The 26,866-nt window shown below is 69.4% G+C and carries 22 protein-coding genes, 1 pseudogene and 1 riboswitch; of the genes and pseudogenes, 10 read left to right on the top strand and 13 right to left on the bottom strand.

All coding sequences use genetic code 11. The features are described from left to right. Positions 1-2,222 (top strand): annotated as a pseudogene (locus QFZ21_RS06125) (NADP-dependent isocitrate dehydrogenase). A gap of 65 nt (positions 2,223-2,287) precedes the next feature. Here QFZ21_RS06125 and QFZ21_RS06120 read toward each other — a convergent pair. Together QFZ21_RS06120 and QFZ21_RS06115 are read right to left on the bottom strand one after the other, a co-directional pair. Continuing rightward, complete coding sequence (locus QFZ21_RS06120) at positions 2,288-3,775, bottom strand: L,D-transpeptidase family protein (RefSeq protein WP_307375500.1); 1,488 nt, start codon at positions 3,773-3,775, stop codon at positions 2,288-2,290. Positions 3,776-3,879: 104 nt separating this feature from the next. Beyond that, complete coding sequence (locus QFZ21_RS06115; RefSeq protein ID WP_307375498.1) at positions 3,880-4,284, bottom strand: RidA family protein; 405 nt, start codon at positions 4,282-4,284, stop codon at positions 3,880-3,882. Between the two features lie 25 nt (positions 4,285-4,309). Here QFZ21_RS06115 and QFZ21_RS06110 point away from each other — a divergent pair, with 25 nt between their 5' ends. The 5 genes from QFZ21_RS06110 (at position 4,310) to QFZ21_RS06090 (ending at position 11,846) form a co-directional block, all read left to right on the top strand. Beyond that, complete coding sequence (locus tag QFZ21_RS06110; protein ID WP_307375496.1) at positions 4,310-5,524, top strand: alanine racemase; 1,215 nt, start codon at positions 4,310-4,312, stop codon at positions 5,522-5,524. Then, positions 5,515-8,760 carry a family 20 glycosylhydrolase gene (locus QFZ21_RS06105; protein WP_307375493.1) on the top strand — a complete coding sequence of 1,082 codons (3,246 nt, stop codon included), beginning with the start codon at positions 5,515-5,517 and terminating at the stop codon, positions 8,758-8,760. The genes QFZ21_RS06110 and QFZ21_RS06105 overlap by 10 nt, the downstream gene beginning before the upstream one ends. Before the next feature lie 120 nt (positions 8,761-8,880). Further along, positions 8,881-10,071, top strand: coding sequence for an ROK family transcriptional regulator (locus tag QFZ21_RS06100; protein ID WP_307375491.1), 1,191 nt, complete (start codon positions 8,881-8,883; stop codon positions 10,069-10,071). A 37-nt stretch (positions 10,072-10,108) separates the two neighbouring features. Then, a complete protein-coding gene (locus QFZ21_RS06095; RefSeq protein ID WP_307375488.1) occupies positions 10,109-11,074 on the top strand; it encodes an ROK family protein in 966 nt (321 codons plus the stop codon). Beyond that, complete coding sequence (locus tag QFZ21_RS06090; protein ID WP_307375486.1) at positions 11,067-11,846, top strand: glucosamine-6-phosphate deaminase; 780 nt, start codon at positions 11,067-11,069, stop codon at positions 11,844-11,846. The genes QFZ21_RS06095 and QFZ21_RS06090 overlap by 8 nt, the downstream gene beginning before the upstream one ends. A gap of 36 nt (positions 11,847-11,882) precedes the next feature. Here QFZ21_RS06090 and QFZ21_RS06085 read toward each other — a convergent pair whose 3' ends face one another. The 6 genes from QFZ21_RS06085 to QFZ21_RS06060 all read right to left on the bottom strand — a co-directional run bounded on the left by QFZ21_RS06085 (position 11,883) and on the right by QFZ21_RS06060 (position 19,272). Further along, on the bottom strand, positions 11,883-12,290 hold the full coding sequence (locus tag QFZ21_RS06085; RefSeq protein ID WP_307375484.1) for an NUDIX domain-containing protein: 408 nt from the start codon (positions 12,288-12,290) through the stop codon (positions 11,883-11,885). After that, complete coding sequence (locus QFZ21_RS06080) at positions 12,283-13,647, bottom strand: FAD-binding oxidoreductase (RefSeq protein WP_307375478.1); 1,365 nt, start codon at positions 13,645-13,647, stop codon at positions 12,283-12,285. Before QFZ21_RS06080 ends, QFZ21_RS06085 begins: the two co-directional genes overlap by 8 nt. Before the next feature lie 10 nt (positions 13,648-13,657). Further along, a complete protein-coding gene (locus tag QFZ21_RS06075) occupies positions 13,658-14,029 on the bottom strand; it encodes a YrdB family protein (protein ID WP_307375474.1) in 372 nt (123 codons plus the stop codon). Between the two features lie 9 nt (positions 14,030-14,038). Next, positions 14,039-16,132: a sigma-70 family RNA polymerase sigma factor gene (locus QFZ21_RS06070; protein WP_307375472.1), complete on the bottom strand. Its 2,094-nt coding sequence runs from the start codon at positions 16,130-16,132 to the stop codon at positions 14,039-14,041. Between the two features lie 462 nt (positions 16,133-16,594). Next, positions 16,595-17,764, bottom strand: a complete 1,170-nt coding sequence (gene nagA / locus QFZ21_RS06065; protein WP_307375470.1) for an N-acetylglucosamine-6-phosphate deacetylase — start codon at positions 17,762-17,764, stop codon at positions 16,595-16,597. After that, entirely contained in the window at positions 17,761-19,272 is a 1,512-nt protein-coding gene (locus QFZ21_RS06060) for a family 20 glycosylhydrolase (RefSeq protein ID WP_307375469.1), read from the bottom strand. The genes nagA and QFZ21_RS06060 overlap by 4 nt, the downstream gene beginning before the upstream one ends. Before the next feature lie 144 nt (positions 19,273-19,416). Between QFZ21_RS06060 and QFZ21_RS06055 the strand changes: the two genes are divergently transcribed. The 4 genes from QFZ21_RS06055 (at position 19,417) to QFZ21_RS06040 (ending at position 22,465) form a co-directional block, all read left to right on the top strand. Next, positions 19,417-19,743, top strand: coding sequence for a hypothetical protein (locus tag QFZ21_RS06055; protein WP_307375468.1), 327 nt, complete (start codon positions 19,417-19,419; stop codon positions 19,741-19,743). Between the two features lie 2 nt (positions 19,744-19,745). Next, positions 19,746-20,141 (top strand): type II toxin-antitoxin system VapC family toxin, encoded by a 396-nt coding sequence (locus QFZ21_RS06050; RefSeq protein ID WP_307375464.1) that lies wholly within the window; start codon positions 19,746-19,748, stop codon positions 20,139-20,141. A 50-nt stretch (positions 20,142-20,191) separates the two neighbouring features. Further along, positions 20,192-20,276, top strand: a riboswitch (ZMP/ZTP riboswitch). 39 nt (positions 20,277-20,315) lie between these two features. Continuing rightward, a complete protein-coding gene (gene glyA, locus QFZ21_RS06045; protein ID WP_307375462.1) occupies positions 20,316-21,590 on the top strand; it encodes a serine hydroxymethyltransferase in 1,275 nt (424 codons plus the stop codon). After that, complete coding sequence (locus QFZ21_RS06040) at positions 21,587-22,465, top strand: bifunctional methylenetetrahydrofolate dehydrogenase/methenyltetrahydrofolate cyclohydrolase (RefSeq protein WP_307375459.1); 879 nt, start codon at positions 21,587-21,589, stop codon at positions 22,463-22,465. Before glyA ends, QFZ21_RS06040 begins: the two co-directional genes overlap by 4 nt. A 76-nt stretch (positions 22,466-22,541) precedes the next feature. On the opposite strand, the gene QFZ21_RS06035 is transcribed toward QFZ21_RS06040, so the two are convergent. The 5 genes from QFZ21_RS06035 to QFZ21_RS06015 form a co-directional block, all read right to left on the bottom strand. After that, the gene (locus QFZ21_RS06035; protein WP_307375457.1) at positions 22,542-23,105 is read right to left on the bottom strand and encodes a phage holin family protein; all 564 of its coding nucleotides are present in this window, start codon (positions 23,103-23,105) and stop codon (positions 22,542-22,544) included. Positions 23,106-23,182: 77 nt separating this feature from the next. After that, positions 23,183-23,905: a DUF6882 domain-containing protein gene (locus tag QFZ21_RS06030; RefSeq protein ID WP_307375456.1), complete on the bottom strand. Its 723-nt coding sequence runs from the start codon at positions 23,903-23,905 to the stop codon at positions 23,183-23,185. Positions 23,906-23,944: 39 nt separating this feature from the next. Beyond that, complete coding sequence (locus tag QFZ21_RS06025) at positions 23,945-25,177, bottom strand: MFS transporter (protein ID WP_307375454.1); 1,233 nt, start codon at positions 25,175-25,177, stop codon at positions 23,945-23,947. Positions 25,178-25,297: 120 nt separating this feature from the next. Continuing rightward, positions 25,298-26,098 (bottom strand): HpcH/HpaI aldolase/citrate lyase family protein, encoded by an 801-nt coding sequence (locus tag QFZ21_RS06020; RefSeq protein WP_307375452.1) that lies wholly within the window; start codon positions 26,096-26,098, stop codon positions 25,298-25,300. After that, positions 26,083-26,865, bottom strand: coding sequence for a fumarylacetoacetate hydrolase family protein (locus QFZ21_RS06015; RefSeq protein ID WP_307381240.1), 783 nt, complete (start codon positions 26,863-26,865; stop codon positions 26,083-26,085). Before QFZ21_RS06015 ends, QFZ21_RS06020 begins: the two co-directional genes overlap by 16 nt. Position 26,866: the final 1 nt, after the last annotated feature.

The following is a 26,866-nucleotide window of genomic DNA, read 5'->3' as shown; positions in this document are numbered from 1 at the left end:
GTGACCGACGACGCCATCATCTACACCCACACCGACGAGGCACCGGCTCTCGCCACCGCCTCGTTCCTGCCGATCATCCAGGCCTACGCCGGCCAGGCAGGCATCGCCTTCGAAACCCGTGACATCTCTCTCGGCGGACGCATCCTCTCCGCGTTCCCGCAGAAGCTCACCCCGGAGCAGCAGGTGGGGGATGCCCTCGCCGAGCTGGGCGGTCTCGCGACGCTCCCCGAGGCGAACATCATCAAGCTGCCGAACATCTCGGCATCCATCCCGCAGCTGAAGGGGGCGATCGCCGAACTGCAGCAGCAGGGCTACGACATCCCCGACTTCCCGGATGAGCCGTCGACGCTCGAGGAGAAGGACGTCCGCGCGCGCTACGACCGCATCAAGGGATCCGCGGTCAACCCGGTGCTCCGCGAGGGCAACAGCGACCGCCGTGCACCACTGGCGGTGAAGAACTACGCCAAGAAGCACCCGCACCGGAACAAGCCGTTCGCCGAAGGCTCGAAGACGCGGGTCGCCACCATGGGCCACGACGACTTCAAGAGCAACGAGCGCTCGTGGGTCGCGGCACACGACGACGTGCTGACGTTCCGCCACACGGCGGAGGACGGCACCGTCACCGTGCTCAAGGAAGGGCTCAAGGTCCTGCCGCGCGAGATCATCGACGCGACGTTCCTCTCCGCGAAGGCGCTCGACGCCTTCCTCGACGAGACGCTGGAGTCGGCGAAGGCCGACGACGTGCTGTACTCCGTGCACCTCAAGGCCACCATGATGAAGGTCAGCGACCCGATCATCTTCGGCCACGTCGTGAAGGCGTTCTTCAAGGACGTGTTCGAGCAGTACGGCGAGCAGCTCGCCGCGGCAGGCCTCAGCGCCAACGACGGCCTCGGCTCGATCCTCACCGGACTCGCCAACGTGACCGGGGGCGACGACATCGCCGCCGCCTTCGACAGGGCGATCGCCGAGGGGCCCCGCCTCTCGTACGTGAACTCCGACAAGGGCACGACGAACCTCCACGTGCCGAGTGATGTGATCGTCGATGCGTCGATGCCCGCCCTCGTGCGCAACGGCGGAAAGCTCTGGGGCAAGGACGGCGGCGAAGCCGACACCCTCGCGGTCATCCCCGACTCCTCCTACGCCAGCGTCTACCAGGCCGTGATCGACGACGTGATCGCGAACGGACCGCTCGACCCCGCGACCATCGGCACCGTGCCGAACGTGGGGCTGATGGCCCAGGCCGCCGAGGAGTACGGCAGCCACGACAAGACCTTCGAGATCGAAGCGCCCGGTACCGTCCAGGTGCTCGACAGCGAGGGCACGGTGCTGATCGAGCACACCGTCGGCGCCGGAGACATCTGGCGTGCGACGCAGACCAAGCACATCCCCGTGATGGACTGGGTCAAGCTCGCCGTCAACCGTGCGCGTGCGAGTGGCGTGCCGGCCGTGTTCTGGCTGGACGCGAACCGCTCGCACGATGCACAGATCATCGCGAAGGTGCACCAGGGTCTCGCGACGCTCGACACCAAGGGCCTGACGATCACGATCCTCGCGCCCGAGGAGGCGACGCGCTACACACTCGCGCGCGGATGCGCCACGGGCTCGACACGATCTCGGTCACCGGCAACGTGCTGCGCGACTACCTCACGGATCTCTTCCCGATCCTCGAGGTGGGCACCAGCGCCAAGATGCTCTCGATCGTTCCGCTGCTCGCGGGCGGCGGACTGTTCGAGACCGGTGCCGGGGGCTCCGCGCCCAAGCACGTGCAGCAGCTGGTCGAGGAGAACTACCTCCGCTGGGACTCGCTGGGCGAGTTCTTCGCGCTGGCCGCTTCGCTCGAGCACTATGCCGACCGCAAGGGCAACGAGAAGGCCCGCGTGCTCGCGGAGACTCTCGACGCCGCGACCGGGACGTTCCTCGAGGAGGACCGCTCCCCGGGGCGTGCCCTCGGCACGATCGACAACCGCGGCAGCCACTTCTACCTCGGCCTGTACTGGGCGCAGGAGCTGGCGAAGCAGACCAAGGATGCCGATCTCGCGGCGGCCTTCGCGCCGGTCGCGGCCACGCTCGCCGAGAAGGAGGAGACGATCGTCTCCGAGCTCAACGCGGTGCAGGGGAAGCCTGTCGAGATCGGTGGCTACTACCGACCGGACGATGCCCTCGTCGAGGCGATCATGCGCCCGTCGGAAACGCTGAACGGCATCGTCGACGCCCTGCGCTGACCTGACCGGACACACGAAGGGGGCGGATGCTTCGGCATCCGCCCCCTTCGTGTGTCGGGAAGGCGTCAGTTGTAGACGGCGACCTCGAGGCCCTCGGGGGACCAGTCGTACACGTACTTGGCGAGGTCGATCGGCAGGTTCACGCAGCCGTGACTCATCCGCTGGCCGTAGTTGCTGTGCCAGTAGGTGCCGTGGAAGCCGATGTTCGTGGTGAACCAGGTGATCCACGGCACGTTCTCGGTGCAGTACGGGGCCCCTTCGTAGCAGCCCATGTCCTGCATGGCCGTATGCGCGAAGACCTTGAAGTTACCGGTGGGAGTCGGCGTGCCGGGGAGCCCGGTGGACACCGCCCACGAGTTCACGACCTCGTTGTTCTCGAACAGGTAGGCGCGCTGCGAGCTGAGGTTGATCTCGATCTTGCGGAACAGGCTGACCGTCTCGAACGGCGTCTTGGTGACCGCGAGTTCATACACTCCGTCGCCACCCTCGAGCTGCTGAGCGAACTCCTCAGCGATGTCGGAGGTGTCGTCCAAGGCGCGTCCGTCGACACCGTCTCGCTCTGCACGCAGCACCGTTCCCGCGGAGTCCACGATGTTGGTGGCGTTTACCGGCGCGCGATCCACCCGCTTGGGGAGATTGTCGACGGTCGCCTGGATGATCTGAGGATCTGCCTGCACCCGCAGCTGACCGTCTTCGTCGACGACCGTGAGCCAGCTTGCGGCGCCGGCGCGCGATACCGGGACGGTCCTCTCTTCGCCGACGTAGAACCCGACCGTGTCGAGCATGGCGTTCAACGATGCGGCGGTCGCGGCGGCATCGTCGTCGGAGATGACCGGGAGGGCTTCGGCGGGGTCGCCAGGATAGTCGAGGCTCTTCTGGCCGTCGGCGACGGCTGCACCGAAGGCGGTGGTGAGGTCGGTGACGTCGATGCCGGTACCGGCCTCGGCCGGAGTCGGCACATAGCTGGCGCTCGCGGTGTCGAAGGCGACGCTTGCGTCGACGGGCTCGACGAAGCTGGCAGGCACGGCTCCGCGGAGTGCACTCGTCGCCTTCTCGGCGTCGAGCGTGATCTCGCCCGGGAGGGAATCACCCATCCACGCGCCGAGATTCCACATCGGGCGCTCGGTGTAGGCCTGGTCGGCGAGTGCCGCGGCGTCGATGGATGCGCCGAGGTCGGCGCCGGTCAGCACGACATCGCCGCCCGCGCCAGTCAGAGTGATCCGTGTCTCGGCAAGATGTGCGTCGACCGCAGCGGCAGCGGCTCCGGGAGTCATCCAGCCCACCGGGATGCCGGCGACCGTGGTGCCGGGCGCGATGAGGATCATCGATGCCGCTCCGGCGCCGAGCGCGACGACACCGAGACCGAGGCCGATCCACAGGCCGAGCCGGCTCTTCTTCGGAGAGGGCTCGATGGGCGCCCACGCGAGCGGCTGGTCGCCGTCGGCCGGAGGCATCGAATCGGTGGGAGCATCCGAGGGCGTCAGCACCTCGGTCGGTGCGTCGTCGCCGTGCGCTCCTGCAGCAGCGCCTGGCGCTGAGATCACATCGGTCACGAACTCCACCCCCCGGCTATACACGTGCCCTGACCCTCAATGGTACGGGATAGGAGGTAACGGGGAGGCAACGGTCCTGGACGCAACACGCCCGGGGCGCGGAGTCAGGCGATGACGGCGAGTCCGTCGATCTCGACGAGCATCTCCTCGCGCGGCAGCCCGGTGAACACGGTGGTGCGCGAGGGCAGCACGCCGCTCGACGTATGGGCGGTCACGAAGGCGCCGTACGCCTCGTTCATGACCGGGAAGTCCTCGCGCTTGGTGAGATAGACGCGCAGCATCACGACGTCGTCGAAGGTGGCGCCCGACGCCTCGACGATCGCCTTCACGTTCTCGAGCGTGCGCGTCGTCTGCGCGGCGACGTCGCCGGGGAAGAGATACTCGTTCGTCTGCGGGTCGACGGGTCCCTGGCCGGAGACCTGCACGATCGGTCCCTTGCGCACTCCCTGGGAGAAGGTGTGCGCGGGCGCGGGGGCGGCATCGGTGGAAACACGGGTCTTCGCGGTCATGGCCCCACCCTAGTAGCCTTGTTAGGTGCCTCTACAAATTCCGGACCCGGTTCTCGGCGCCTGGGCGAAGGGCTTCCCGGCCCGCGCTTCCGGCCTCCGGCTGTCCGAGGTCGCCGGCGCCGATCTGCGTCTCTCCGACCTGGTGACGCCGGTCATGACGGTGCAGCAGTCCGCGCTCGACCACAACGAGGAGACCGTCTTCGCCTGGGCCCGCGACGGGGGAGTGCTGCTCGCGCCGCACGGCAAGACGACGATGGCCCCTGCCCTCTGGCAGCGCCTTCTCGACGCCGGTGCCTGGGGCATCTCGGTGGCGACGCCGTGGCAGGCCGAGGTCGCGGTCGAGTCCGGGGTCCGCACGGTGCTGATCGCGAACTCCGTGACCGACGAAGCCGCTGCCCGGCACCTCGGCGAACTCCTGGCGGGCGATGACGGTCTGCGGATCCTCTGCTGGGCGGACTCGGCGGCCGGCGTGGAGATCCTCGCTCGAGCGTCGGCGGGCGCCACCCGGCCGCTGGACGTCCTCGTCGAGCTCGGCGGAGCGGAGGGGCGCACCGGCGCCCGATCGATCGACGAGGGCGAGCGGATCGCCGAGGCGATCTCGGCGGCCCCGGGACTGCGTCTCGCCGGCGTCGCGGGCTACGAGGGGCCGTTCGGTCCCGACCGCTCCGACGCCTCGGTTGCGGCGGTCGACGAATTCTTGGAGACCATCGTGGAGCTGCATGGGCGTCTGGCCTATCCCCACGGCATCCGGCCCATCCTCAGCGCGGGCGGAAGCGCCTTCCCCGATCGTGCGGCCGCGGTGCTGCGGCGGGGTGCTGACGCCGACGTGGTGCTGCGTTCGGGGGCCTTCCAGATCCACGACGACGGGTTCTACAGTCGGATGTCGCCGTTCGGCCCGCTGACCGGGACGGCGCCGCTGCGCTCCGCGATGCACGCCTGGGCACGCGTCGTGTCACAGCCGGAGCCCGGGCTCGCGCTGCTCGACGCCGGTCGTCGCGACGTGCCGTTCGACCTCGGCCTTCCGACCCCGCAGTCGGTCGAGGGCGAGATCACAGCGCTCAACGATCAGCACGCCTTTCTCCGCCTCGCCGAGGGCGCCGATGTCCGTGTCGGAGAGGTCGTTCGTCTCGGCCTCTCGCACCCGTGCACGGCTTTCGACAAGTGGCGGGTGGTGGCGGTGATCGACGATCCCGATGCCGCCGACCCGCGCGTGATCGGGGCCGTCGCCACATGCTTCTGAGCGCCGAGAAGGCGGCTGCTGGACGAGTGCGGGTCTACCGCGGTGCGACCGTCGTGGACGGCACGGGTGGGCCGCGGTATACGGCCGATGTCGCGGTGGAAGGTGCGCGCATCGTCGCGATCCTGCGGCCCGACGACCCCGATGCCGTCGACCTCGAGCTGCCGGAGGGCGCCGTGAACGTGGATGCGGCCGGTCTCGTCCTGTCGCCCGGCTTCATCGACATGCACGCGCACAGCGAGTTGGCGGTGCTGAAGGGGTCCGCGCACGACGCGAAGATCCTGCAGGGCGTCACGACCGAGGTGCTCGGGCAGGACGGGCTCGGGTACGCACCGCTCGACGATGCGACCGCCGCCGTGATCCCGGCGCAGATCGCCGGGTGGAACGGGCTGCCGGATGCGGCCCCGTGGCGCACAATGAGCGACCTCCTCGAGGCGATCGATGCCTCCGCCGTCGCGAACGCGGCAGTGCTCGTGCCGCAGGGGAACCTGCGGATGATGGTCGTCGGACATGCGAACCGCCGTGCGACGACGGCGGAGGTGTCGTCGATGGCCCGGCTGCTCGCCGCTGCCCTGGATGCCGGCGCGTTCGGGCTGTCGAGCGGTCTCACCTACACACCGGGCATGTACGCCGACGTCGCGGAGCTCGAGGCGCTCTGCCGAGTTGTCGCAGAACGCGGCGGCTACTGGGCGCCGCACACGCGCAGCTACGGCGGGGGAGCGCTCAACGCCTATCGCGAGGTCCTCGACATCGGGCGGCGCACCGGATGCCCGATCCATCTGACCCATGCCACGATGAACTTCGCTCCCAACCGAGGGCGGGCGGGCGAACTGCTCGCGCTCGTCGACGAGGCGATCGCCGACGGCGTCGACGTCACGCTCGACACCTACCCGTACCTCCCCGGCGCGACCACGCTCGCGGCGCTGCTCCCGAGCCGGCTCGCCGCATCGGGGGATCTGCTGCGCACGCTCTCGGAGCTCGACGCCGACGGCCGGGAGGCCGTGCGGGTAGAGCTCGAGGAGATCGGCTGCGACGGATTCCACGGTGAGAAGGCGGACTGGTCGGCGATCCAGATCTCCGGCACCGCGAACCCCGCACTCGCCTCGCTGGTCGGGCGCACCGTGGCCGAGATCGAGATCGACGAAGGACGTCGCGCCGTCGACGTGGTGCTCGACACGATCATCGCGGATGCCGGGGCCACCGGCATCCTGATGCACATCGGCGACGAGGACAACGTGCGCGCGATCATGCGGCATCCGCGTCACACCGGCGGAAGCGACGGGATCCTGATCGGCGCGCGACCGCACCCGCGGGGCCGCGGCACATTCCCCCGTTATCTCGGGCACTACGTGCGCGAGCTCGGCATCCTCACCCTCGAGGAGGCGGTGCGGCATCTGGCGGGCACCCCGGCTGCGCGGCTGGGGCTCGACCGCGGCGATGCGCCGCGCGGCGTGATCCGTGAGGGCGCCACCGCCGACCTCGTGCTGTTCGACCCGAAGACGATCGCCGCCGGTGCGACGTTCGAACAGCCGCTGGAGGCGCCGGTCGGAATCGTCGAGGTGCTGGTGGGCGGCGTACCGGTGGTGTCCGCCGGTGCGGTCATCGGGGCCACACCGGGACGAGCGCTGCGGATGCCGCCACCGGCGCACCGGGCGACCGTGCCGCGTATCGACGCGCAGATCGACCCGGCGGCTCCCGGATTCACATGGACCCGAGAGACGCCGGTCATCGTGGAGTCGGGACTCGACGCGTCACGGCTCGCGGCGTCTGTCGCGAGGCTCGACGGGGGTGCTGCGGATGACGGACGGCCGCCGATCCGCCTCGTCATCGACCCGCAACTCGCGGATGAGTTCACGGCCGCCGGGCGCATCGGCGACGAGGCCTTCCGGCTGACGGTCGCCGCCGACGGCATCGAGCTGCGCGGGGCGACGGCAGCCGGGGTGTTCCGCGCGAGCACCACCCTGCGTCAGCTCCGCGACCCGGAGGCCCAGACCGCGCTCCTGCCCGCCGGGGTGTGGGCCGGCGCGCCCGCCTATTCCTGGCGCGGCGTGATGCTCGACGTGGCGCGACATTTCCGCCCCGTCGACGAGGTGCGCCGCCTGATCGATCTGCTCGCCGATCACCACCTCAACGTGCTGCACCTGCACCTCACCGACGATCAGGGCTGGCGCTTCGAAGTGCCCGGCTACCCGCGGCTCACTGAGGTGGGGTCGCGTCGTGAGGCCACGCAGCGCGGTCACGGACCGCTGTCGACCGTGGAGCCGGGCGTCCACGAAGGCTTCTACACGACGGAGGAGCTGCGCGGCCTCGTGGCCTACGCCGCCGAGCGGTGCGTCACCCTCGTGCCGGAGGTGGAGCTGCCCGGACACATCCAGGCGGCCCTCGCGGCCTATCCCGAGTTGGGCAACCTCGATGTCGGAGAGCCGGTCACCGCCCCCTGGGAGCGCTTCGGGGTGAATCCCCGCACTCTCGCGCCGACTGAGGCCTCGCTCGACTTCGGCCGCGCGGCCATCGATGCCCTGTGCGACATGTTCGATTCGCCGTGGATCGGCATCGGCGGCGACGAGGTGCCCGTCACCGAGTGGGCCGAGAGCGTCGCCACCGCCGAGCGGATGCGGGACCTGGGTCTCGGCGGGCCCCACGACGTGCAGCCGTGGTTCACGGCGCACTTCGCCGCGCATGTGCGTAGCCGCGGCCGGTCAGCGCTCGCCTGGGACGAGGTGCTCGAGGGAGAGGTCCCCGACGGGGTGCGCATCCTCGCCTGGCGCGGCCCTGTGGCCATGCGAGAGGCCCTGCGTCGCGGCATCGAGGTGGTGGCGTGCCCTGATCTCGAGGCGTACCTCGACTATCCGCAGTCGGAGTCGACGGAGGAACCCATCCGCGTCGGGCCTCCGCTCAGCGTCGAACGCGTCTACACGCTCCGTGTGGAGGAGGGGGCGGTCGGCGGTCAGGCGAACGTGTGGAGCGAGCACCTGCCCACCCGAGACCGGGTCGACTTCGCGATGTTCCCGCGGCTGGCGGCCATCGCGGAGAGGCTGTGGGAGGGCGGGGAACCGGAGGCGTTCACACGGACTTCGGGCGGCGTCTGCCGACCCACCTGCGCCGCCTCGCGTCTGCGGGGGTGCGGTATCGTCCCCTCGACGGTCCCGCGCCGTGGCAGCGCTGCCCCGGCGTCCCCGGCAAGCCGCTCACGGTCGAGGCGCGAGAGAAGATCGTGGCCGGCCTCGTCACCCGGTTGATCGAGCGGGCGAATGCGCCCGTCGATGCTGCTCGAGAGTAATGTAACGTTTCGGTAACCCTCGCCGATCGGCGCGGGGCAGAGCTTGCACAAATTTTGTTCGTAAGGTCTACTAACAAACATGTCCGTTTCGGATGATCAGCGCGCCGCGTCGCCGTCAGAGTACGGGGGCGGTGCCAGCGCGCACGCGTTCGGCCCCGGACGTCACCTGCGCTCCCGTTCGAAGGTGCTCCCGGAGCACGCACGCGGGCACAACCGCGCGCTCGTGCTGCAGACCCTCTATCACGCGGGGGCCATGAGCCGAGCCGACCTCTCCCGGGAGACCGGTCTGACCAGGGTCACGATCTCCGACCTCGTCGCCGAGTTCATCGCCGACGGGATCGTCATCGAGATGGGCGTGCGCGAGGCCGTCGGTCCCGGAAAACCGCCGATCCTGATCGACATCGACCGGATCGGGCATCAGATCCTCGGGCTCGACCTCTCCGGTCCGAGCGCCTTCGAAGGTGCCGTGTTGAGCCTCGACGGCGATGTCCTGGAACGGCGCGAGGTCACCCGTCCCGACTCTCCCGACGGCGAGGCGGTGTACGCGGCGACGCTCGACCTCGCGCGCAGCCTGGTCGAGGCGTCGACTCAGCCGCTGCTCGGCGTGGGCATCGGCACGCCCGGCGTCGTGCGACCGGACGGGCTCGTCCTCAGCTCGCCCAACCTGGGCTGGTCCAACTTCCCGCTCGAGGCCAAGCTGAGCGCCGACCTCGACCTGCCCGTCCTGGCGCGCAACGACGCAAACGCCGCGGTCCTGGCCGAGTACACGTTCGGCGACGCCAAGGCCGACTTCATGCTGATCAAACTGGGGCGCGGCGTCGGAGCCGGGCTGATCACCGGCAGCCAGCCCCTCCTCGGCAGCCGCTTCGCGGCCGGGGAGATCGGGCACGTGGTCGTCGGAACCGACGGCGGACCCCGCTGCGCCTGCGGCAAGGACGGGTGCCTCGAGGCCTGGCTCAGCGTGAGCCGGATGCGGGAGGCGCTCGCCGCCGACCCCGAAGCGCACGACGAGATCCTTCGCGACTCGGGGACGCGGATGGCGATCGCCATCGCGCCGATCGTCGCAGCGCTCGACCTCTCCGAGGTGGTGCTGTCCGGCCCTGCCGATCTGCTGGACGGGATCCTGATCGACGCCGCGATCGAGACATTGCATGCGCGCACGCTCGAGGGAGTCTTCGAAGACGTCGTGGTGCGCCGCACCCACCAGGACGACATCGTCCTGCGCGGAGCCGCGGTGATGGTGCTGTCCGGACAACTGGGAGTGTCGTGACCAGCGCCGCGGCCACGACACACGCGAGCGACCCCCGATGACGGGTGCCGCGTCGGCCGACCGCGACGGTCGGCCGATTCGAGTGGGCCTGGACGTCGGCGGGACGAAGATCGACGCCGTCGCCGTGTCGCGCACGAATGAGATCCTCGGCCGTCTCCGCCGGTCGACCGGCTGGGGCGACGAAGCCGTGGTCGAGAGCATCGTGATGGCGGTCAGTGCCCTCGCCGACGAGACCGGCTTCTCGCTCGACGACGTCGCCTCGGTCGGCATCGGAATCCCCGGTCTCGTCGACGTGGAGACCGGCCGGGTCGATCATGCGGTCAACCTCGGCGTCGAATCGCTCGATCTCGCGTCCCGGGCCTCGCAGATGCTGGGTGTGCCGTTCCGTGTCGAGAACGATGTGAAGGCCGCAGCCCTCGGCGCCGCGGTCCTCAGCGGAGTGGCAGGGTCGATGGCCTACCTCAACCTCGGCACCGGAGTCGCCGCCGGCATCGTGATCGACGGCCGCATCTGGCGAGGCGCGCGCGGCACCGCCGGAGAGGTCGGTCACATCTCCGTCGACCCGCACGGCCGTCTGTGCGGCTGTGGTCAGCGGGGCTGCGTGGAGACGTTCTGCGGTGGCGGTGCGCTCGCCAGGGCCTGGGGACGCCCCGGTGCTCTCCCGGTCAGAGACATCCTCGACGCGGCGGATGCCGGCGACGTGGTGGCGCTCGCACTGCGCGACGACCTGTACCACGGCGCCGCTGCGGCGGTCCGTATCCTCGTGCTCTCTGCCGACGTCGAGACGGTGGTGATCGGCGGAGGGCTCACCGCTCTCGGCGGACGCCTGGTGGACGGCATCCGGGCCGCGCTGCATACGGGCGCTGAGGCATCGCCGTTCATGCGGTCGCTCCGCCTCGATGAGAGGATCGAGATGCTCGGTGCCGGATCACCCGCCGCCGCGTTCGGTGCCGCACTCGTCGGCGCATCCGTTTCTGAGAAGGAGATCGTCACCCATGGCTGAGGTCGTCATCGTCGAGAACGCGCAAGCCGCGGGTGACCTGGTCGCCTCCGAGATCGTCGAGTTGATCGAGCGCCGTCCCGACGCCGTTCTCGGCCTCGCCACGGGCTCGACGCCGCTGCCGGTCTACCTGGCGCTGCGCACGCGACTCGCCGGCCATGACGTGTCCCAGGTGCGCGGGTTCGCGCTCGACGAGTACGTCGGCATCGATCCCACCCATCCGGAGAGCTACCGCTCGGTGATCACCCGCGAGGTCGTCGAGCCGCTCGGCCTCGACCCGCAGCGCATCCGCGTGCCCAACGGTGCGGTCGCGACGATCCCGCACGCCGGCGACGACTACGAGGCGGCGATCGCGGCCGCCGGTGGTGTCGACCTGCAGCTTCTCGGCATCGGCACGGACGGCCACATCGGCTTCAACGAGCCGGGTTCGTCGTTCGCCTCGCAGACCAGGGTGAAGACCTTGACCGAGCAGACCCGCGAGGACAACGCCCGCTTCTTCGACTCGATCGACGATGTGCCGAGGCACTGCATCACGCAGGGCCTGGGAACGATCCTGAAGGCTCGGCATCTCGTGCTGCTCGCTTTCGGTGCAGGCAAGGCCCAGGCGGTCGCGGACGCCGTCGAGGGGCCGCTCACCGCGTTCCTTCCGGGATCTGCCATCCAGCTGCATCCGCACGCGACCGTCGTCGTCGACGAGGCTGCGGCGTCGCACCTGCGCCTCGCCGACTACTACCGCTACACGTTCGCCAACAAGCCGGACTGGCAGGGCATCTGAGCCTCCACAGCGTCGCGCCATGCTGGAAGCGAGCGCTCAGCGCGTCGGTGCCGGCCAGGCGAGGGGCAGCAGGTGCTCGAGGCTCAGCGGCGCCAACGGCAGCGTGGCGACATCCGACGGCGTGATCCAGCGGAGCTCCGCGAGTTCGGCCTGCGCTGTCGCGAGGGCGGGATCGATCGACGTCGCGAATGCCTCGGCGACGACCCGATGACCCGGTTCGTTGGCCGCCTCCGAGACGAAGGTGCCGAGCGGTCGGAGGTCGGCCTCCATGAGGTGCAGTCCGAGCTCCTCGTTCAACTCCCGGATCAGCGTCTGCGCCGCCGATTCTCCGGCCTCCGGCTTGCCGCCCGGTTGCATGAACCGCGTCGTCCCCTGCTTGCGGACCACGAGCACGCGTCCGTCGTCGTCGACGATCACCGCCGCGCTCACGTGGATGTCAGGCATCGGGCTCGAACACCTTTCCGGGATTGAGGATGCCGAGCGGATCGAACACGGCGGTGATCTGGCGCTGCAGCTGCCACTGATCGTCACCGAGCTCCGCGGCGAGCCAGCGGCGCTTGAGCACGCCGATGCCGTGTTCGCCGGTCAGTGTGCCGCCGAGCCGGATCGCCGCGCGGAAGAGCTCGTCCGCGGCCTCCCACACCTGCGCCGGGACGTCGGCGCCCTCGAACAGGAAGTTCGGGTGCAGGTTGCCGTCGCCGGCGTGCGCGACAGTCGGGATTGTGATGCCGAACTGCTTCTCGATGCGAGAGATCTCGTCGAACATCGCCGGCATCGCGCTGCGCGGAACGGACACGTCTTCGATGAGTGTCGTGCCCTGCGCGGCCATCGCCGGATGCATCGAGCGGCGGATCGCGAGGAGCCGCTCGCCCTCTTCGGCGTCATGCGTGACGATGACCACACCTTCGTGCGCACGCAGGATGCCGGCGATCGTGTCGGCTTCGACACCCGCGGCCGGTCCGTCGGTCTGGATCGTCAGCTGGGCCGCTCCCGGCGAGGGGGCGGGGAGCAACAGAAGGGAGTGCACGGCAGTGAGGCTCGCGGCATCCATCAGCTCCATGATGGCCGGCTGCACGCCGGCGGCGGTGACGGCAGCGGATGCCGCGGCCGCCGCCCGCACGCCGGGGAACGTGGCGGTCACGGTGCAGACGTCGCCCGGTACGAGGCGGCGCAGCTTCAGGGTCGCGCCGACGACGACGCCCAGGGTGCCCTCGGAGCCGATGACCAGGGAGGTGAGGTCGAGGCCGGTCACGCCCTTGACGCTGCGGTGGCCGAGATGCAGCAGTCGCCCGTCGGCGAGCACGAGGTCGACCCCGAGGACCGCATCGCGGACGACGCCGTACTTCGCGCACAGGAGCCCGCCGGCTCCGGTTGCGATGTTCCCGCCGACCGTCGAGATGTCGCGGCTCGCCGGGTCCGGCGCCCACCACACGCCGTGCGGGGCGAGCTGCGCGTTGAGTTCGGCGTTCAGGATGCCGGGTTCGACCACGGCGAGCAGATCGTCCGGGCGCACTTCGAGCAGAGCGGTCATCCGGCGAGTCGAGAGCACGATCTCACCTTCGCCGGCGTTCGCCGCCCCCGCCAGGCCGGTGCCCGCGCCGCGGACGACCACCGGAGTGCGGGTCGCGGTCGCGATGCGCATGGTCTCCTGCACGTGCGCCACGGTCTCGGCGTGCACCACGGCGAGGGGGCGGCCGACCGCAGAGTGACCGGAGCGATCGGCACGAGCCTCCTCGAGCGAGGCGACGCTGACGTCGACGAGGCCGCCGAGCGACTGCTGCAGCAGCGGGAGTGCGCTCATGATGCGCTGCTCAGGCGAGTGCGCGTCGGCCGCTGAGGACGCCGGCGACGATCGCCACGAGCGCGAAGGCCGAACCGATGAGCGCCTGTCCCATCGACCACCATGCGATCGTGACACCGACGTAGATGAACAACTCGACGACCGCGCGCAGGAAGGGGTGGACGCTGAGAACCGGCCGGGGCGAGAGGAAGACGGCCCACAACAGGATCACGACGATCGGAACGCCGATGCCCAGGATCAGGTTCCAGGGGAGGGTCGAACTGGCGAAACCCCAGAGGACGAGGGATGCCACCGCGACGACCAGGACCACGACGCGGACGATATCGAGAACGGTGATGACCGGACGGGCGACGCCGGGGACGGGTGCGGAATCCTGGGACATGCATCCAGTCTATTCGGCGGGCGCGGACTCCTCGGCCGGTGCAGGTGCGGGCTCGGTCGCGGCCGGAGTCGTGTCGATGGGCGCGGTCGGGGCCGCCACCGGAGCAGGCTCCGCGGGAGGCGCCGGTACGGCCGGGGCCACGGGTTCAGCCGGTGCTACCGGCGCGGCGGGCGCCGTCGTCTCAGCCGGCACGGCCTTCTCTGCCGGCGCAGGCGTCGGCTCGACAGCGGAGTCGTCCGCAGCCTCCGCGAGGACTCCCGGGTCGTCGGTCGTCGCACTCTCGGACTCAAGGACGAGGAGCGCATCGATGTCGACACCGCTGAGCGCTCGAAGCGTCGTGTCGACGGACGGTCCAGGCCCGGTGGCGAGCACGTAGCGGAACGTGACCTTGGTGGTCGACAACCGGAGGATCTGAGCCAGGTCAGGACGGAGGTCGATGATGCCGGCGCCGTTGGCATCGAGGACAACCTGGCCGCCGCCGTCAGCACTGTCGTTGAGCAGCGCCTCCACCGTGGTTCCCGGGGCACCGGTGATCGGCACGCTGAAATGAGTCTTGAGGTTCGTATCGATCCAGATGTCGGCCGTCGCCCAGACGGGCGGAACGGTCGGATCCGACGGCTCTCCGGTGCCGGTCCCGGGCTCTTCCGTCCCTGGTTCGCCCGTTCCCGGCTCTCCGGTGCCGGGTTCTCCGGTTCCGGGTTCGCCGGTGCCGGGTTCTCCGGTTCCGGGTTCGCCGGTGCCGGGTTCTCCGGTTCCGGGCTCTTCCGGATCGATCACGACCGGGGGAGCCGGCGCCGCGGGAATCGTCGGGGGCGCGGTGACCGGACCCGTGTGCTCCGGACTCGGCGGCGCGGCCTCCTCCTCGACCGGCACGACGGGTTCCTGCTCCGGCTGGACGACCGGTTCATCGATGATGATCGGCTCTTCCAGATCGAGCGAGTCGTCGGGACCCACGTCGGTGGTGATCGACGAGGAGTCGACGTCTCCGGCGCTGGGCAGAGAGGCGGTGGGCCCCACGCCTGCGAGGCCGGGGATGATCGTGGCGGCCGCGACGACGCCGGCGACGACCAGTGCGGCGGAGCCGATGCCGACGAGGGCTCCCATGCCGGTGAGGATGCCGCCGGAGGCGCCGGCACTCCCGACGAGGGCCGCGCTGCCCGAACCGGCAGCACCGCCCGACCCGGCACCGGTGCTCGACGCGGTGGCGCTGCCCGCGGCAGCACCCGCTCCGAGGTCACCGGCGAAGACACCGTTCGGGATGTCACTCGGCATGGCGGCGAGAGCCACGAGGGGAGCGCCTCCGCCCTGCAACGTCGCCAGGTATCCGGCCGCGCCGGTCACGCCGAGCACGAGGGGGAGCAGCACGAGGGCGAGTCGGGTGGAGACGTCCTTCGCCTCGGCGGCGACGATCATGCATCGCGCGCACTCGTCGAGGTGCAGTTCGAGACGCTTGTGATCGCGGGTGCCGAGGTTACCGCGCGAGTATGCGCCGAGATGCTCGATGGTCCACTGACAGTCCGAGCCGGGTGCCGCGCTGCGCAGGTGCGCCTGGATCCACGCCTCGCGGAGGCCTTCCCGGGCACGGAATGCCAGCTGGGACACCGCTCCGGACTTCATGCCGAGCAACGGAGCCACATCCTGCGGCTTCATCTGCTCGATCTCGGTGTACCAGAGCACCTCCTGCCAACGGGAAGGGAGGCTGCGGAAGGCCTGAGCCGTGAGGCTGCGGTCGAGCGCCTCGTTGGCGGCCTGATCGGTGCTGTCGGGATCGGCCACCGTGTCGAGCTCGTCGATCGCGGTCTCGCGACGGGAGCGTCCCCAGACCGCGGCAGTGTTGCGGATGCTCGTGAAGAGGTACGCGCGGAACGATCCGTTGGGGCCGCCGCCCTTGATGATGGCCTGGTAGATGCGCGTGTAGGACTCCTGGACGAGGTCGTCCGGATCGATCGACGAGGTCACCGAGCGCGCGACCGAGAGGCCGGACGGGTAGTGGCGTCGCCAGAGTTCCCCGAATGCCTCCGTGTCACCCGAGCGGGTGCGGAGGATCAGGTCGGCGTCGCTGATCGGTTCTTCGGAGATCGAGTTGTCCTGGTGCACTTTCATCCATCGGTCCCGGGGCGCGGGAGCGCCTCCACAGGAAGAGACGCGCGAGAGCGACTCTCATCACGCGTCTTTCCCATTCTCTCCTGAAATCGCTCCCGGGGCCACCCTTCTCGGGAAGTCTCATCGGAAAGATGAATCCCAGGAAACTCCCGTTCGGAAGCGCTTTATCGATACTGGCTCCGGAAAGTGCGAAGAAAAACCGGGAACTCGCGTAATGAAACGACAGCGGCGTCGTCTCATCCCATAGAGACAGCCATACGAACTCCCCCGGGGGGAGGAGTTCAGGCGCTGATGCGGGGGCAATCGCATCGGCTGGGCGGGTCGGGAGCCTCGGGGGAGGAGTTCCCGGCCCCCCTCTCTGTGAGCGGGTAGAGGTCGCCGATCTGGGGAGAAGCGGCTCGCACCGCCGAAACAGTACCGGAGAGCGCAGGGCTGCGCGTCGTCGCGCGAGGGTCGGCTCCTTTACGGCAGCCGGGGCCCCACCCACACGCGCGCGACGCGCAGTTCCGCATCCAGCAGCACCGCATCCGCGGTCATCCCCGCACGCAGGCTGCCGAGCACCGCGTCGCGTCCGATCGCCCTGGCCGGTGTCTCGGTGAGGGCGCGCACTGCCTCGGGGAGCGACGCACCCGCGCGCACCGCTCGCTGGAGCGCCACATCCTGGGTGAGGGTCGATCCGGCGATGGATCCGGTGTCGTCGGCTCGGGCCACGCCGTTCTCGACGGTGACGCTCACGGCGCCGAGGTCGTAGTGGCCGTCCGCGCTGCCTGCCGCGGCCATCGCATCGGTGATCAGCGCCACGCGTCCAGGCGCCGAGTCGAAGATGAGCTTGACCACGTGCGGATCGAGATGCACGTCGTCGGCGATCGCCTCGAGCACCACGCGGTGGTCTGCGGCGGCGGCGAGCACCGGACCGGGAGCGCGATGGTGGATCCCGGGCATCGCGTTGAAGGCGTGGGTGAGGATCGAGGCGCCGGCCTCGAACGCGGCGACCGCCATTGCGGCGTCTGCGTCGGTGTGGCCGACGGCAGCCGCGGAACCGGCGGCGACGATCTGTCGGATCGCGTCGAGCCCACCGGGCAGTTCCGGGGCGATCGTGACCTGACGGATCGTGCCGCGGCCCGCTTTCAGCAGGCGCGCGACGTCGTCGGTCTCGGGGGTGCGCAACAGTGAGGGCTCGTGTGCGCCGTGATGGCCCGGGTCGAGGAAGGGTCCCTCCAGGTGCGAGCCGAGGATGTCGGCATCCGTCTCCATCAGGTCGGCGATCATGCCCACGCTGCGGGCGAGGTCGTCGAGGGGTGCGGTGACGAGCGAGATCACCGCGCGCGTCGTACCGTGCGACCGGTGCAGGGCGCGCCCGGTGCGGATCGCCTCCACCCCGTCGTCGAATGCGGCGCCGGCGCCGCCATGGCCGTGGATGTCGACGAACCCGGGTGTGAGAACAGCTCCCGGTCCGGCGGTCTCCGCCGCGTCGATCACTAGATCGGCCGGCGTCCAGTCGTCGCCCGAACCACGCGCGACGACCACGCCGTCCTCGACCCGGACCCACCCGTCTTCGGCGATCTCGCCCTCGTCCACGATGCGGGCCGAGTGGATGACCAGCGACCCGGTCGAGGAGGAATGGATGCTCAACGTTCGCTCCAGGGAACCTCGGCTGCGGGGTGGAAATCGACCCCCTCAGCCTTCCACAGGGGTGCCAGGGTGCCGAGCCTGCCGCGGAACGACTCCCAGTTCCGCTCGGGCGCGCTCCTCGGAGACCAGCCGATCTCGGCCTGCGCAGCCGCGCGGGGGAACACCAGCCGCTCGACGTCGCTCAGCGTCCGGGTGGTCTCCGCCCAGAGCGGCGCCTCGATGCCCAGGATCGCCGCGTCCGGGACGTCGAGGACGGCGGTCGGCTCCCATTCGTAGGCGGCGCGCACGTCGATGATCGCCGCCCAGGTGAGGCCGAGCGGGTAGTCCTCGGAGTACTTCATGTCGAGGTACGCCGCGTCGGCGGCCGACATGATCAGCGCACCCCCGCGCTCGACGAAGTGTGAAGCCTCCTCGGCGTGCGTGCCCTCCGGAGTGGTCTTCCCCCAGTACTGGCCGATCGTCCCCTCGGCGATACCCGCCGCCGAACCCATCTCATGCCACGCGACCGGTGTCTTCCCCGCCTCGACGACGATGGCCGTCGCGCGTTCCGCGAAGAGGTCGAAGTCGGCCTGAGGCGTGCCGAGCGACTCGTCTCCGCCGATGTGGATGTACGGTCCAGGCGTCATCTCGGCGAGTTCGCGGACCACGTCGCGCACGAAGTCGTAGGTGCGCTCCTCGTGGATCCGCACGCTGGAGTGGCCGACGCCCGTGCCCAGGTAGCTCTCGCCGTGAACGGGGAGCGCCTGGCCGTTCTTCGCCGATTCGGCGAGAAACGCCTCGCTCAGCACCGGCGACTCGACGAGCTCCGGGTACGCGACGCCGATGGCGTGGGTGTGGCCGGGCAGATCGATCTCGGGGATCAGGAGCATGTGGCGGGAAGCGGCGTACGCGACGATCTCGCGGTAGTCGTCCTTCGTGTAGAAGCCGCCCGGCTCGCCGTCGACCGCCGTCGACGACGAGAGCTCGGTGAGCTTCGGCCAGGAGTCGATGTGCACGCGCCAGCCCTGGTCGTCGCTCAGGTGCAGGTGCAGCTGGTTGAACTTGAGAGCGCTGGTCGCGTCGATGAACTTCTTGACATCGGCCACGCCGAAGAAGTGACGGGTGACGTCGAGCATCACGCCGCGGCGGGGGAAGCGCGGGGCGTCGTGCACCTCGGCGCGGAGGAAGCCCCAGCCGCTCTCGTCTTCGCGCAGCAGCTGCAGCAGCGTCTGCACCCCGTAGAAGAGGCCCGCCTCGTCGGCGCCGACGATCTCGGCCGTTTCGGCGACGGTGAGGACGTACCCTTCGGCGGCTCCCATAGCGGGATCGATGCGGAGGACGATGTCGGCATCAGCCGTGTCGGCCGCGGAAAGGCGGATGCCGGTCCGGCGAGCGACCGCTTCGATCAGCTGTACAGCGGCGGGGGAGGAGCCCTGCACGCGCGTCGCTGCGGTGACCGGCATCCGTCCTTCCCGTGCGACGGCGGACACGGGAGCCGGAACGAGCGGCAGGGTTTGAGTAAAGACCATGAACAAAACCTACCGGGCGGGAACGGCCAGCGGAATGGGCGAAGTCGAATCGATTCTGCCGATTCTGCGGGGTGTCCTGGAGACCGCGCTCGGCGCCTGTGGACAACGCGCGTCGCGCTTCCTCCCGCGCGCTACATTCCTGCCATGTCGATAACGAGCAGTATGCATGCAGATCTGCATGCTACCTTCGATCCCATGGTGGCGATTCAAGTCCGCGACGTGCCGGGCGCGATCAGAGACGACCTCGTGCGGGCAGCGCGCGAGCGGGGGCAGTCCCTGCAGGTGTTCCTCCGCGAAGTCCTGGAAGTCGAGGCGAGGAAGTCGCGAAACCGTGAGTTTCTGCGTGCGATGGCACCGATTCCGGTCTCCGGTGAGATATCCGCGGACGGCATCGTAGAGCTGATCCGCGAAGGCCGAGGCGAACGAGACGAACGCATCGGCGATGCGCTGGGCAAGCCAGTCGAATCATGATCGTGCTCGATGCATCGGCCGTGGTCGAGGCGATCACCGACCTCGGTGATCGGGGAGACCAGGTGCGGGAGGCCATGCTGGGCGATAGTGACTGGGCCATGCCCGCACATGGTCCGACGGAAGTCGCGAACGCTCTTCGTGGACTGCGTCTCGCCCGTCTGGCGAACGATGACGAGTTCCGTGGGCAACTCGCGCTGCTCCAGCGGATGGAACTCGTGCTGTTCCCGGTGTCGCCGCTCCTGTCGCGAATAGGCGACCTCGCCATGAATGCCACAGCTTACGACGCGGCGTACCTCGTGCTGGGGGAGGTGCTCGGGGCGCGGGTGCTGACCGTCGACCGCAAACTCGCCACGGTGCCGGGCACGCATGCCGACGTCCATGTCGTATCGGTCGGATGATGCCGTGGCGCTTTCTCGCGGCCCAGCCGGCAGCGACGATCCGGTATGCTCGTAACCGTCGCAACTGGCGTCTGGGTGGACTACCACCGGGGAGCGACTGACCACGGAATTCGACCGCGCGCCTGGGCCGATCGGTACACCCTTTCGAATCCGTTGTCAGAGGAGCATGTCACCATGACCGACCGTTACTTCAACGCCCCGCTTTCCGAGGTCGATCCCGAGATCGCTCAGGTCCTCGACCGTGAGCTGAAGCGTCAGCAGACGTTCCTCGAGATGATCGCCTCCGAGAACTTCGTCCCGGTGTCGGTGCTGCAGTCGCAGGGCTCCGTGCTCACCAACAAGTACGCCGAGGGCTACCCCGGCCGCCGGTACTACGGCGGCTGCGAAGAGGTCGACGTCGCCGAGTCGCTGGCCATCGAGCGGGCGAAGAGCCTTTTCGGGGCCGAGTTCGCCAACGTCCAGCCGCACTCCGGTGCCTCCGCGAACGCCGCTGTCCTGCACGCGATCGCCCGCCCCGGCGACACGCTGCTGGGTCTCTCGCTCGACCAGGGTGGGCACCTCACGCACGGCATGAAGATCAACTTCTCGGGCCGTCTCTATGACATCGTCGCCTACGGCGTCGACCCCGAGACCTCGATCATCGACATGGACGAGGTGCGCGAGCTCGCCATCCAGCACAAGCCGAAGGTCATCATCGCCGGCTGGTCGGCCTACCCTCGCACGCTCGACTTCGAGGCCTTCCGCGCGATCGCCGACGAGGTCGGTGCGCTCCTCTGGGTGGACATGGCGCACTTCGCCGGCCTCGTCGCCGCCGGCCTGCACCCGAACCCGGTACCGCACGCTCACGTCGTCTCATCGACCGTGCACAAGACCATCGGCGGACCGCGCTCGGGCTTCATCCTCACGAACGACGCCGACATCGCGAAGAAGATCAACACCGCCGTGTTCCCCGGCCAGCAGGGCGGACCGCTCATGCACGTGATCGCCGCCAAGGCGACCGCGTTCAAGCTCGCCGCGACACCCGAGTTCGCCGAGCGCCAGGAGCGCACCCTGCGCGGCGCCGCCCTCCTCGCGGAGCGTCTCTCACAGCAGGACGTGAAGGATGCCGGCATCGGCGTGCGCTCCGGCGGCACCGACGTGCACCTGGTGCTGGTCGACCTGCGCGACGCCCAGGTCGACGGCAAGCAGGCCGAAGACCTGCTGCACGACATCCGCATCACGGTCAACCGCAACGCGGTGCCGAACGACCCGCGTCCGCCGATGGTCACCTCGGGGCTGCGCATCGGCACGCCGGCGCTCGCCACCCGCGGCTTCGGCGACGCCGAGTTCACCGAGGTCGCCGACATCATCGCCCTCGCGCTGATTCAGGGTGCTGATCTCGACGCGCTGCGTGCCCGCGTCGACGCGCTCGCCGCGGCGTTCCCGCTCTACCCGGACCTGCAGCAGTGACCGCTGTCGTCCTCGACGGCAAGGCGGCGGCCGCCGAGATCCGCGCCGAACTGATCGAGCGGGTCGCCGCGCTGAAGGAACGTGGCATCACGCCGGGCATCGCCACGGTTCTCGTGGGCGCCGACCCCGCATCCCAGCTGTACGTGGGCATGAAGCACCGGCAGTCCGAAGCCATCGGGATGAACTCGATCCAGCGCGAGCTGCCCGACGATGCCACGCAGGCCGATGTCGAGGCTCTGATCGACGAGCTCAACGCCGACCCAGCCTGCCACGGCTACATCGTGCAGTTGCCGCTGCCGAAGCACATCGACACCGATGCGATCCTCGAGCGGATCGACCCCGCGAAGGATGCAGACGGCCTGCACCCGACCAACCTCGGGCGACTCGTGCTGAACGTGAACAGCCCGATCCACACCCCGCTGCCGTGCACGCCGCGCGGCGTGATCGAGCTGCTGCTGCGCAACGACTACGACCTCAAGGGAAAGCATGTCGTCGTCGTCGGACGCGGGGTCACGATCGGCCGTTCGATCGGGCTGCTGCTCACGCGGCGCGACCTCAACGCCACCGTCACGCTCACACACACCGGCACCGTCGACATGCCGCGGTACCTGCGCGAAGCCGACGTGATCGTCGCCGCCGCCGGGGTCAAGCACCTCATCCGTGCGGAAGACGTGAAGCCCGGTGCCGCGGTGCTCGACGTCGGCGTCACGCGGGAAAGCGATCCGGAGACCGGCAAGAGCCTCGTCTTCGGAGACGTCCACCCCGACGTGGCCGAGATCGCCGGATACCTCTCGCCCAACCCGGGCGGGGTCGGACCGATGACCGTGGCACTGCTCATGACCAACGTGGTCGAGGCGGCCGAGCGGGTCGTCTGAACTCAGCTCGCGTCGCGAAAAAGCACCCATTCCACCGTGAAATGGGTGCCTTTTCGCGACCGGAGCGGGGCTGGGGTCAGCCCAGCTCGTCGAACATGCGTCGCTGCTCGGGAGTCAGGCCGTCCTTGAGCTCGTCGCGAGCGGCCGACGTCTCGCGGTGCTCAGAGGCGGGAGCGGCCGACGAAGCGGATGCCGCGGGCTTCGAGCCGCCCCGCACCCGCGCCTGCACCGCGTCGTACACCTGCGAGGCCTTGGCGTGGAGCATGTCGTCGATCCGGTCGTAGACGACCCAGCCGACCAGAAGAAGCAGCGGCGGAATGACATAGCCCCAGAAGCTCGAGGACCGCACCCCGCTCAGCCACACCGTGAGCACCCAGACGATCAGTTCGACGAGGTACACCAGCACGTACTGGACGACCTTCTCGCCCGTCCTCGTGCGATCGCCGGCGGACTTCGCGGCCGAACGCCGGAAGGCCGTGCGCAGCAGCGGCTTCACGAAGAGCGCGGCGAGGGTGAGGATGATGGCCGCCCACAGCGCGTTCAGACCGACGGAGACACCGCGCAGCAGAACGCCGATGAGCAGCAGGACCGCGACGTTGAACACATAGAGCGATACGAACCGGACGATTCCGTTCTTCATGCGACCAGAATCCCACACCGCGAGCAGTCCGGCGGAGTTTGACGCATTGCTCCGGCGCGGCGTGCGCGCCGCCCGACTCAGCTCTGCGCCTGCAGCGAGCCCTCGATGCCGCTGATGCGTGCCTGCTCGTCGAAGCGGAAGGTGGCCGAGCCCGACGCGTCCACGACTGTCGCGCCGGAGAAGGCATCGTCGGTCCACGTGAGCGACCAGCCCGCGAGACGGGCGAGATCCCAGACCGAAGTGCGGGCGTCGCTCAGCGACAGGCCGGAGAGGATGCGTGGCAGCGCGATGACGGCATCCGACACCGCCAGCGGAGGCAGCGGCGCATCGAGCAGGAAGACCGCGCGCGTTCCGCCGCCGACCGGGGCGGAGTAGTAGGGCGATCGTCCGGTGAGTTCCACCGCGACGCCGCCGACGACGTGCGCCGCCTGTGCGATCCATTCCTCGTCGCCCGCCGCATCCGCCGGGAAGGGGACTTCCGGGGTGGTCAGCTCGGCGATGCCGTGCTCGGCGCCGTACGCGTGCAGCTGCGCCGCGACACCCTGGCCGTCGCCCTGCGGGTGCGCCCACGCCCAGAGCATCGATCGCGGCCCCGGAGCGATCGTCGCGATCAGGTGGGCGCGCGCGACGAGCTGGCGGCTCGGATCGGCGTTGGCCGTGAAGGTGATCGTGCCGGCCGTCATGTCCGCGTCCCAGCGGTGCTCGCCCAGCGCGTCGGCGGCGGTGGAGAGAGCATCCTGGCGGAGTGCGGTGAACAGGGCGGCACGGTCGGCGAGGGGCTGGAGCGCGGCGAAGGTCATGGTGACAGTCTCGCCCGTATTGCTATGAATGCGCCAGGGTCAGCCGGTGGGGGCGAGGGCGTCGGCGGGGCGTCCCATGCGCCAGACGCTCGGCACGGCGAGGGTGGCGAGGGCGACGCCCGCATAAACGATTCCGGACGCGATGAGCACGGTCGCAGCATCCGCATGGGTGATCAGCCAGCCGTAGACCAGCGTGCCGATCGGCATCGCCACGTAGCTGCCGAGCATGTCGTAGCTGGAGACGCGGGAGAGCTTCTCGCCCGGAACGTTCTCCATCATCGCCAGGTTCCAGCCGGTGCTGAAGACCTCGACGCCGGCGCCCGCGATGAACGCCGCGATGGCGAGGAGCACGACGGCGGGGTGCACGCCGAGCATGGTGATCGGGAGGGCGAAGGCGGCCATGCCGAGCATGCCGTAGCGCAGGGGCCGCTTGAGCGGGAACCACATCAGGATCAGCGTCATGAGCAGCACGCCGACGCCCTCGGCGCTCAGCACCCACCCCCAGCCGGCGATGCCGAGCAGATCGTTGTTCTTCGCGATGAAGGGTCCGATGACGCTCCAGGCACCGACGTGGATCGCATTCATCACCATGAAGGCGAGCACGATCGTCCAGAGCCAGGAACGGCTCCAGAACTCGGTCCAGCCGATGCGGAGATCGTGGAACATCGAGGTGCCGCCGGAATGCCCCGGCGGCGGGAGCTTGACGAGGGCGAGTACGGGGATGGCAACGAGCCACCCCGCCGCCTGCACCACCATCGCCCAGGCGGGCCCTGCGGTGGCGACCAGGATTCCGGCGATGATCGGACCGCCGATCGTGACCGCGGACCGCACGAAGGAGAGCATGGCGTTCGCCTGCTGCAGGTTCTCCGGATTCGTCAGCTGCGGGATGATGCCCTGCATCGCCGGGAGGACGAACGCCGTGGAGGCGCCGTTCACGACCGAGAGCAGAATGAGCAGAGGAACCGTCGCTGAACCCGTGAACAGCAGGGCCGCCATCGCGCCGATGGTGAGGATGTCGATCACGTAACAGGTCTGGATGATCAGTGCCCGCGGCAGCCGATCGGCAACGACCCCGCCGAACAGCAGGAAGACGATGTTGCTGACCGTGAACGCGGTGAGCACGAACGACAAGGAACGGGCGTCGTTGTCGATCTCGAGCACCGCGAACGCGAGCGCGATCGACGACATCGAGCCGGTGATCATCGTGATCGCCCTGGCGAGGAAGAACCAGCGGAAGTTGCGGTCCTGCATGGCGGCGAGTCCGCGCCTCACGTCATCGCCTCGCTCCTGTGCACCTGGCAATCCTGCCATGCGCGGCAACTTTCGAATCGCGCAATTGGTAGCAAAACACGTGGAGAAACCCCCAGTTGCGCGATTCGAAAGCGGGGGAGGTCAGTAGCTCGCGCGGGCAGTTCCGTCGGCGGCGATGAAACGGGCGGCCAGTGCCTCGGATGCTCGGGCGAGCAGTGCCACGTCGGCGCCGACGGCCACGAAGTCCGCACCGGCGGCGATGTACGCATCGGCGGCGGTCGGGTCGAACGCGTTCACGCCGACCGGCCTGCCTGCGCCCTGGACGGCGGCGAACACCGTCTCGACCGCGGCGATGACTTCGGGATGCGTCTGCTGGCCGAGGAGGCCCATGGATGCCGAGAGATCGGAGGGACCCACGAAAACCGCATCGACCCCGTCGACCGCAGCGATCTCGGCGGCGGCGGCGACCCCGGCGGCGGTCTCGATCTGCACGGTGAGCGACGTGTGCGTGGCGGACTCCTGCAGATAACCGTCGACCCGGTTCCAGCGGGCGCTGCGAGCCAGGGCACTGCCGACGCCGCGCACGCCCTCCGGCGGGTAGCGGGTAGCAGCCACGGCGGCGCGCGCCTCGTCGGCGGAGGACACCATCGGCACGATCAGGTTCTGTGCACCGAGGTCGAGCACTTGCTTGATGGCGACCGCGTCGTTGGCGGGCACCCGCACGACCGGGACGATCGGATAGGCCGCGACGACCTGCAGCTGCAGCAGCACCGACTCGAGGGTGTTCGCCGCGTGCTCCATGTCGATGAGGAGCCAATCGAGGCCCGACCCTGCGGCGACCTCGGTGACAAGGGCACTGCCGGAGCACGCCCACATCCCGATCAGCGCACGGTCGGACGCGGCGAGGCCTTCGCGGAACGACGGGTCTAGACGAAGCGGCATGCGATTGTTCCCATCGGTCCGTAGTCGCACAGCACCTCGTCGCCGCGCGACACCCACATCGGGCGTGTGAACGATCCTGCCAGGATGATCTCTCCCGCCTCCAGGCGCGCGCCGTGCTGATGGAACTTGTTCGCCAGCCACGCGACGCCGGTGGCCGGATGGCCGAGGACGCCGGCCGCGACCCCGGTCTCCTCGATCTCGCCGTTGCGCGACAGGACCCCGGGTACCCAGCGCAGGTCGATCTCGTCCGGGCGCTTGTGCACATCTCCCAGGACCATCGCGCCGTAGGCCGCGTTGTCGCTGATCGTGTCGACGATCGTGCGGCCTTCGAGCTCGATGTGAGAGTTGAGCACCTCGAGAGCGGGGACGGCGTAGTCGATCGCCGCGAGCGCGTCGTCCAGGGTGCAGTCGGGACCTTCGAGCGGAAGCTTCAGCACGAACGCGAGCTCCACCTCGATGCGCACGTTGGAGAAGTGATCGACCGGGATCTCAGCACCCGACTCGTAGACGGTGTCGTCGAACATCACGCCGTAGTCCGGCTCGGTGATACCGGTGGCCTGCTGCATCGCCTTCGAGGTGAGGCCGATCTTGCGGCCGACGAGACGGCGGCCCGCAGCGATCTGCGAGTCCCGCCAGACGCCCTGGATCGCATACGAGTCCTCGATGACGGCATCCGGATACCGCGCGGTGATCCGCGGGATCACGCTGTGCGTGCGATCGGCCTCCGCGAGCTCCGCTGCGATCTGCGCGATGCTTTCGTCTGACAGC

This window comes from Microbacterium sp. W4I20 (genome assembly GCF_030816505.1).
Classification (GTDB): Bacteria; Actinomycetota; Actinomycetes; order Actinomycetales; family Microbacteriaceae; genus Microbacterium.
This window is presented reverse-complemented; position numbering and strand designations above follow the sequence as displayed.

Bases quoted from the DNA above. Each gene is read 5' to 3' on its own strand.
- QFZ21_RS06115 (WP_307375498.1), bottom strand. From the start codon at position 4,284: ATGACCGCGAAGACCCGTGTTTCCACCGATGCCGCCCCCGCGCCCGCG.
- QFZ21_RS06105 (WP_307375493.1), top strand. From the start codon at position 5,515: ATGCTTCTGAGCGCCGAGAAGGCGGCTGCTGGACGAGTGCGGGTCTAC.
- QFZ21_RS06100 (WP_307375491.1), top strand. From the start codon at position 8,881: ATGTCCGTTTCGGATGATCAGCGCGCCGCGTCGCCGTCAGAGTACGGG.
- QFZ21_RS06095 (WP_307375488.1), top strand. From the start codon at position 10,109: ATGACGGGTGCCGCGTCGGCCGACCGCGACGGTCGGCCGATTCGAGTG.
- QFZ21_RS06090 (WP_307375486.1), top strand. From the start codon at position 11,067: ATGGCTGAGGTCGTCATCGTCGAGAACGCGCAAGCCGCGGGTGACCTG.
- QFZ21_RS06085 (WP_307375484.1), bottom strand. From the start codon at position 12,290: ATGCCTGACATCCACGTGAGCGCGGCGGTGATCGTCGACGACGACGGA.
- QFZ21_RS06080 (WP_307375478.1), bottom strand. From the start codon at position 13,647: ATGAGCGCACTCCCGCTGCTGCAGCAGTCGCTCGGCGGCCTCGTCGAC.
- QFZ21_RS06075 (WP_307375474.1), bottom strand. From the start codon at position 14,029: ATGTCCCAGGATTCCGCACCCGTCCCCGGCGTCGCCCGTCCGGTCATC.
- QFZ21_RS06070 (WP_307375472.1), bottom strand. From the start codon at position 16,132: ATGAAAGTGCACCAGGACAACTCGATCTCCGAAGAACCGATCAGCGAC.
- QFZ21_RS06060 (WP_307375469.1), bottom strand. From the start codon at position 19,272: ATGGTCTTTACTCAAACCCTGCCGCTCGTTCCGGCTCCCGTGTCCGCC.
- QFZ21_RS06055 (WP_307375468.1), top strand. From the start codon at position 19,417: ATGTCGATAACGAGCAGTATGCATGCAGATCTGCATGCTACCTTCGAT.
- glyA (WP_307375462.1), top strand. From the start codon at position 20,316: ATGACCGACCGTTACTTCAACGCCCCGCTTTCCGAGGTCGATCCCGAG.
- QFZ21_RS06035 (WP_307375457.1), bottom strand. From the start codon at position 23,105: ATGAAGAACGGAATCGTCCGGTTCGTATCGCTCTATGTGTTCAACGTC.
- QFZ21_RS06030 (WP_307375456.1), bottom strand. From the start codon at position 23,905: ATGACCTTCGCCGCGCTCCAGCCCCTCGCCGACCGTGCCGCCCTGTTC.
- QFZ21_RS06020 (WP_307375452.1), bottom strand. From the start codon at position 26,098: ATGCCGCTTCGTCTAGACCCGTCGTTCCGCGAAGGCCTCGCCGCGTCC.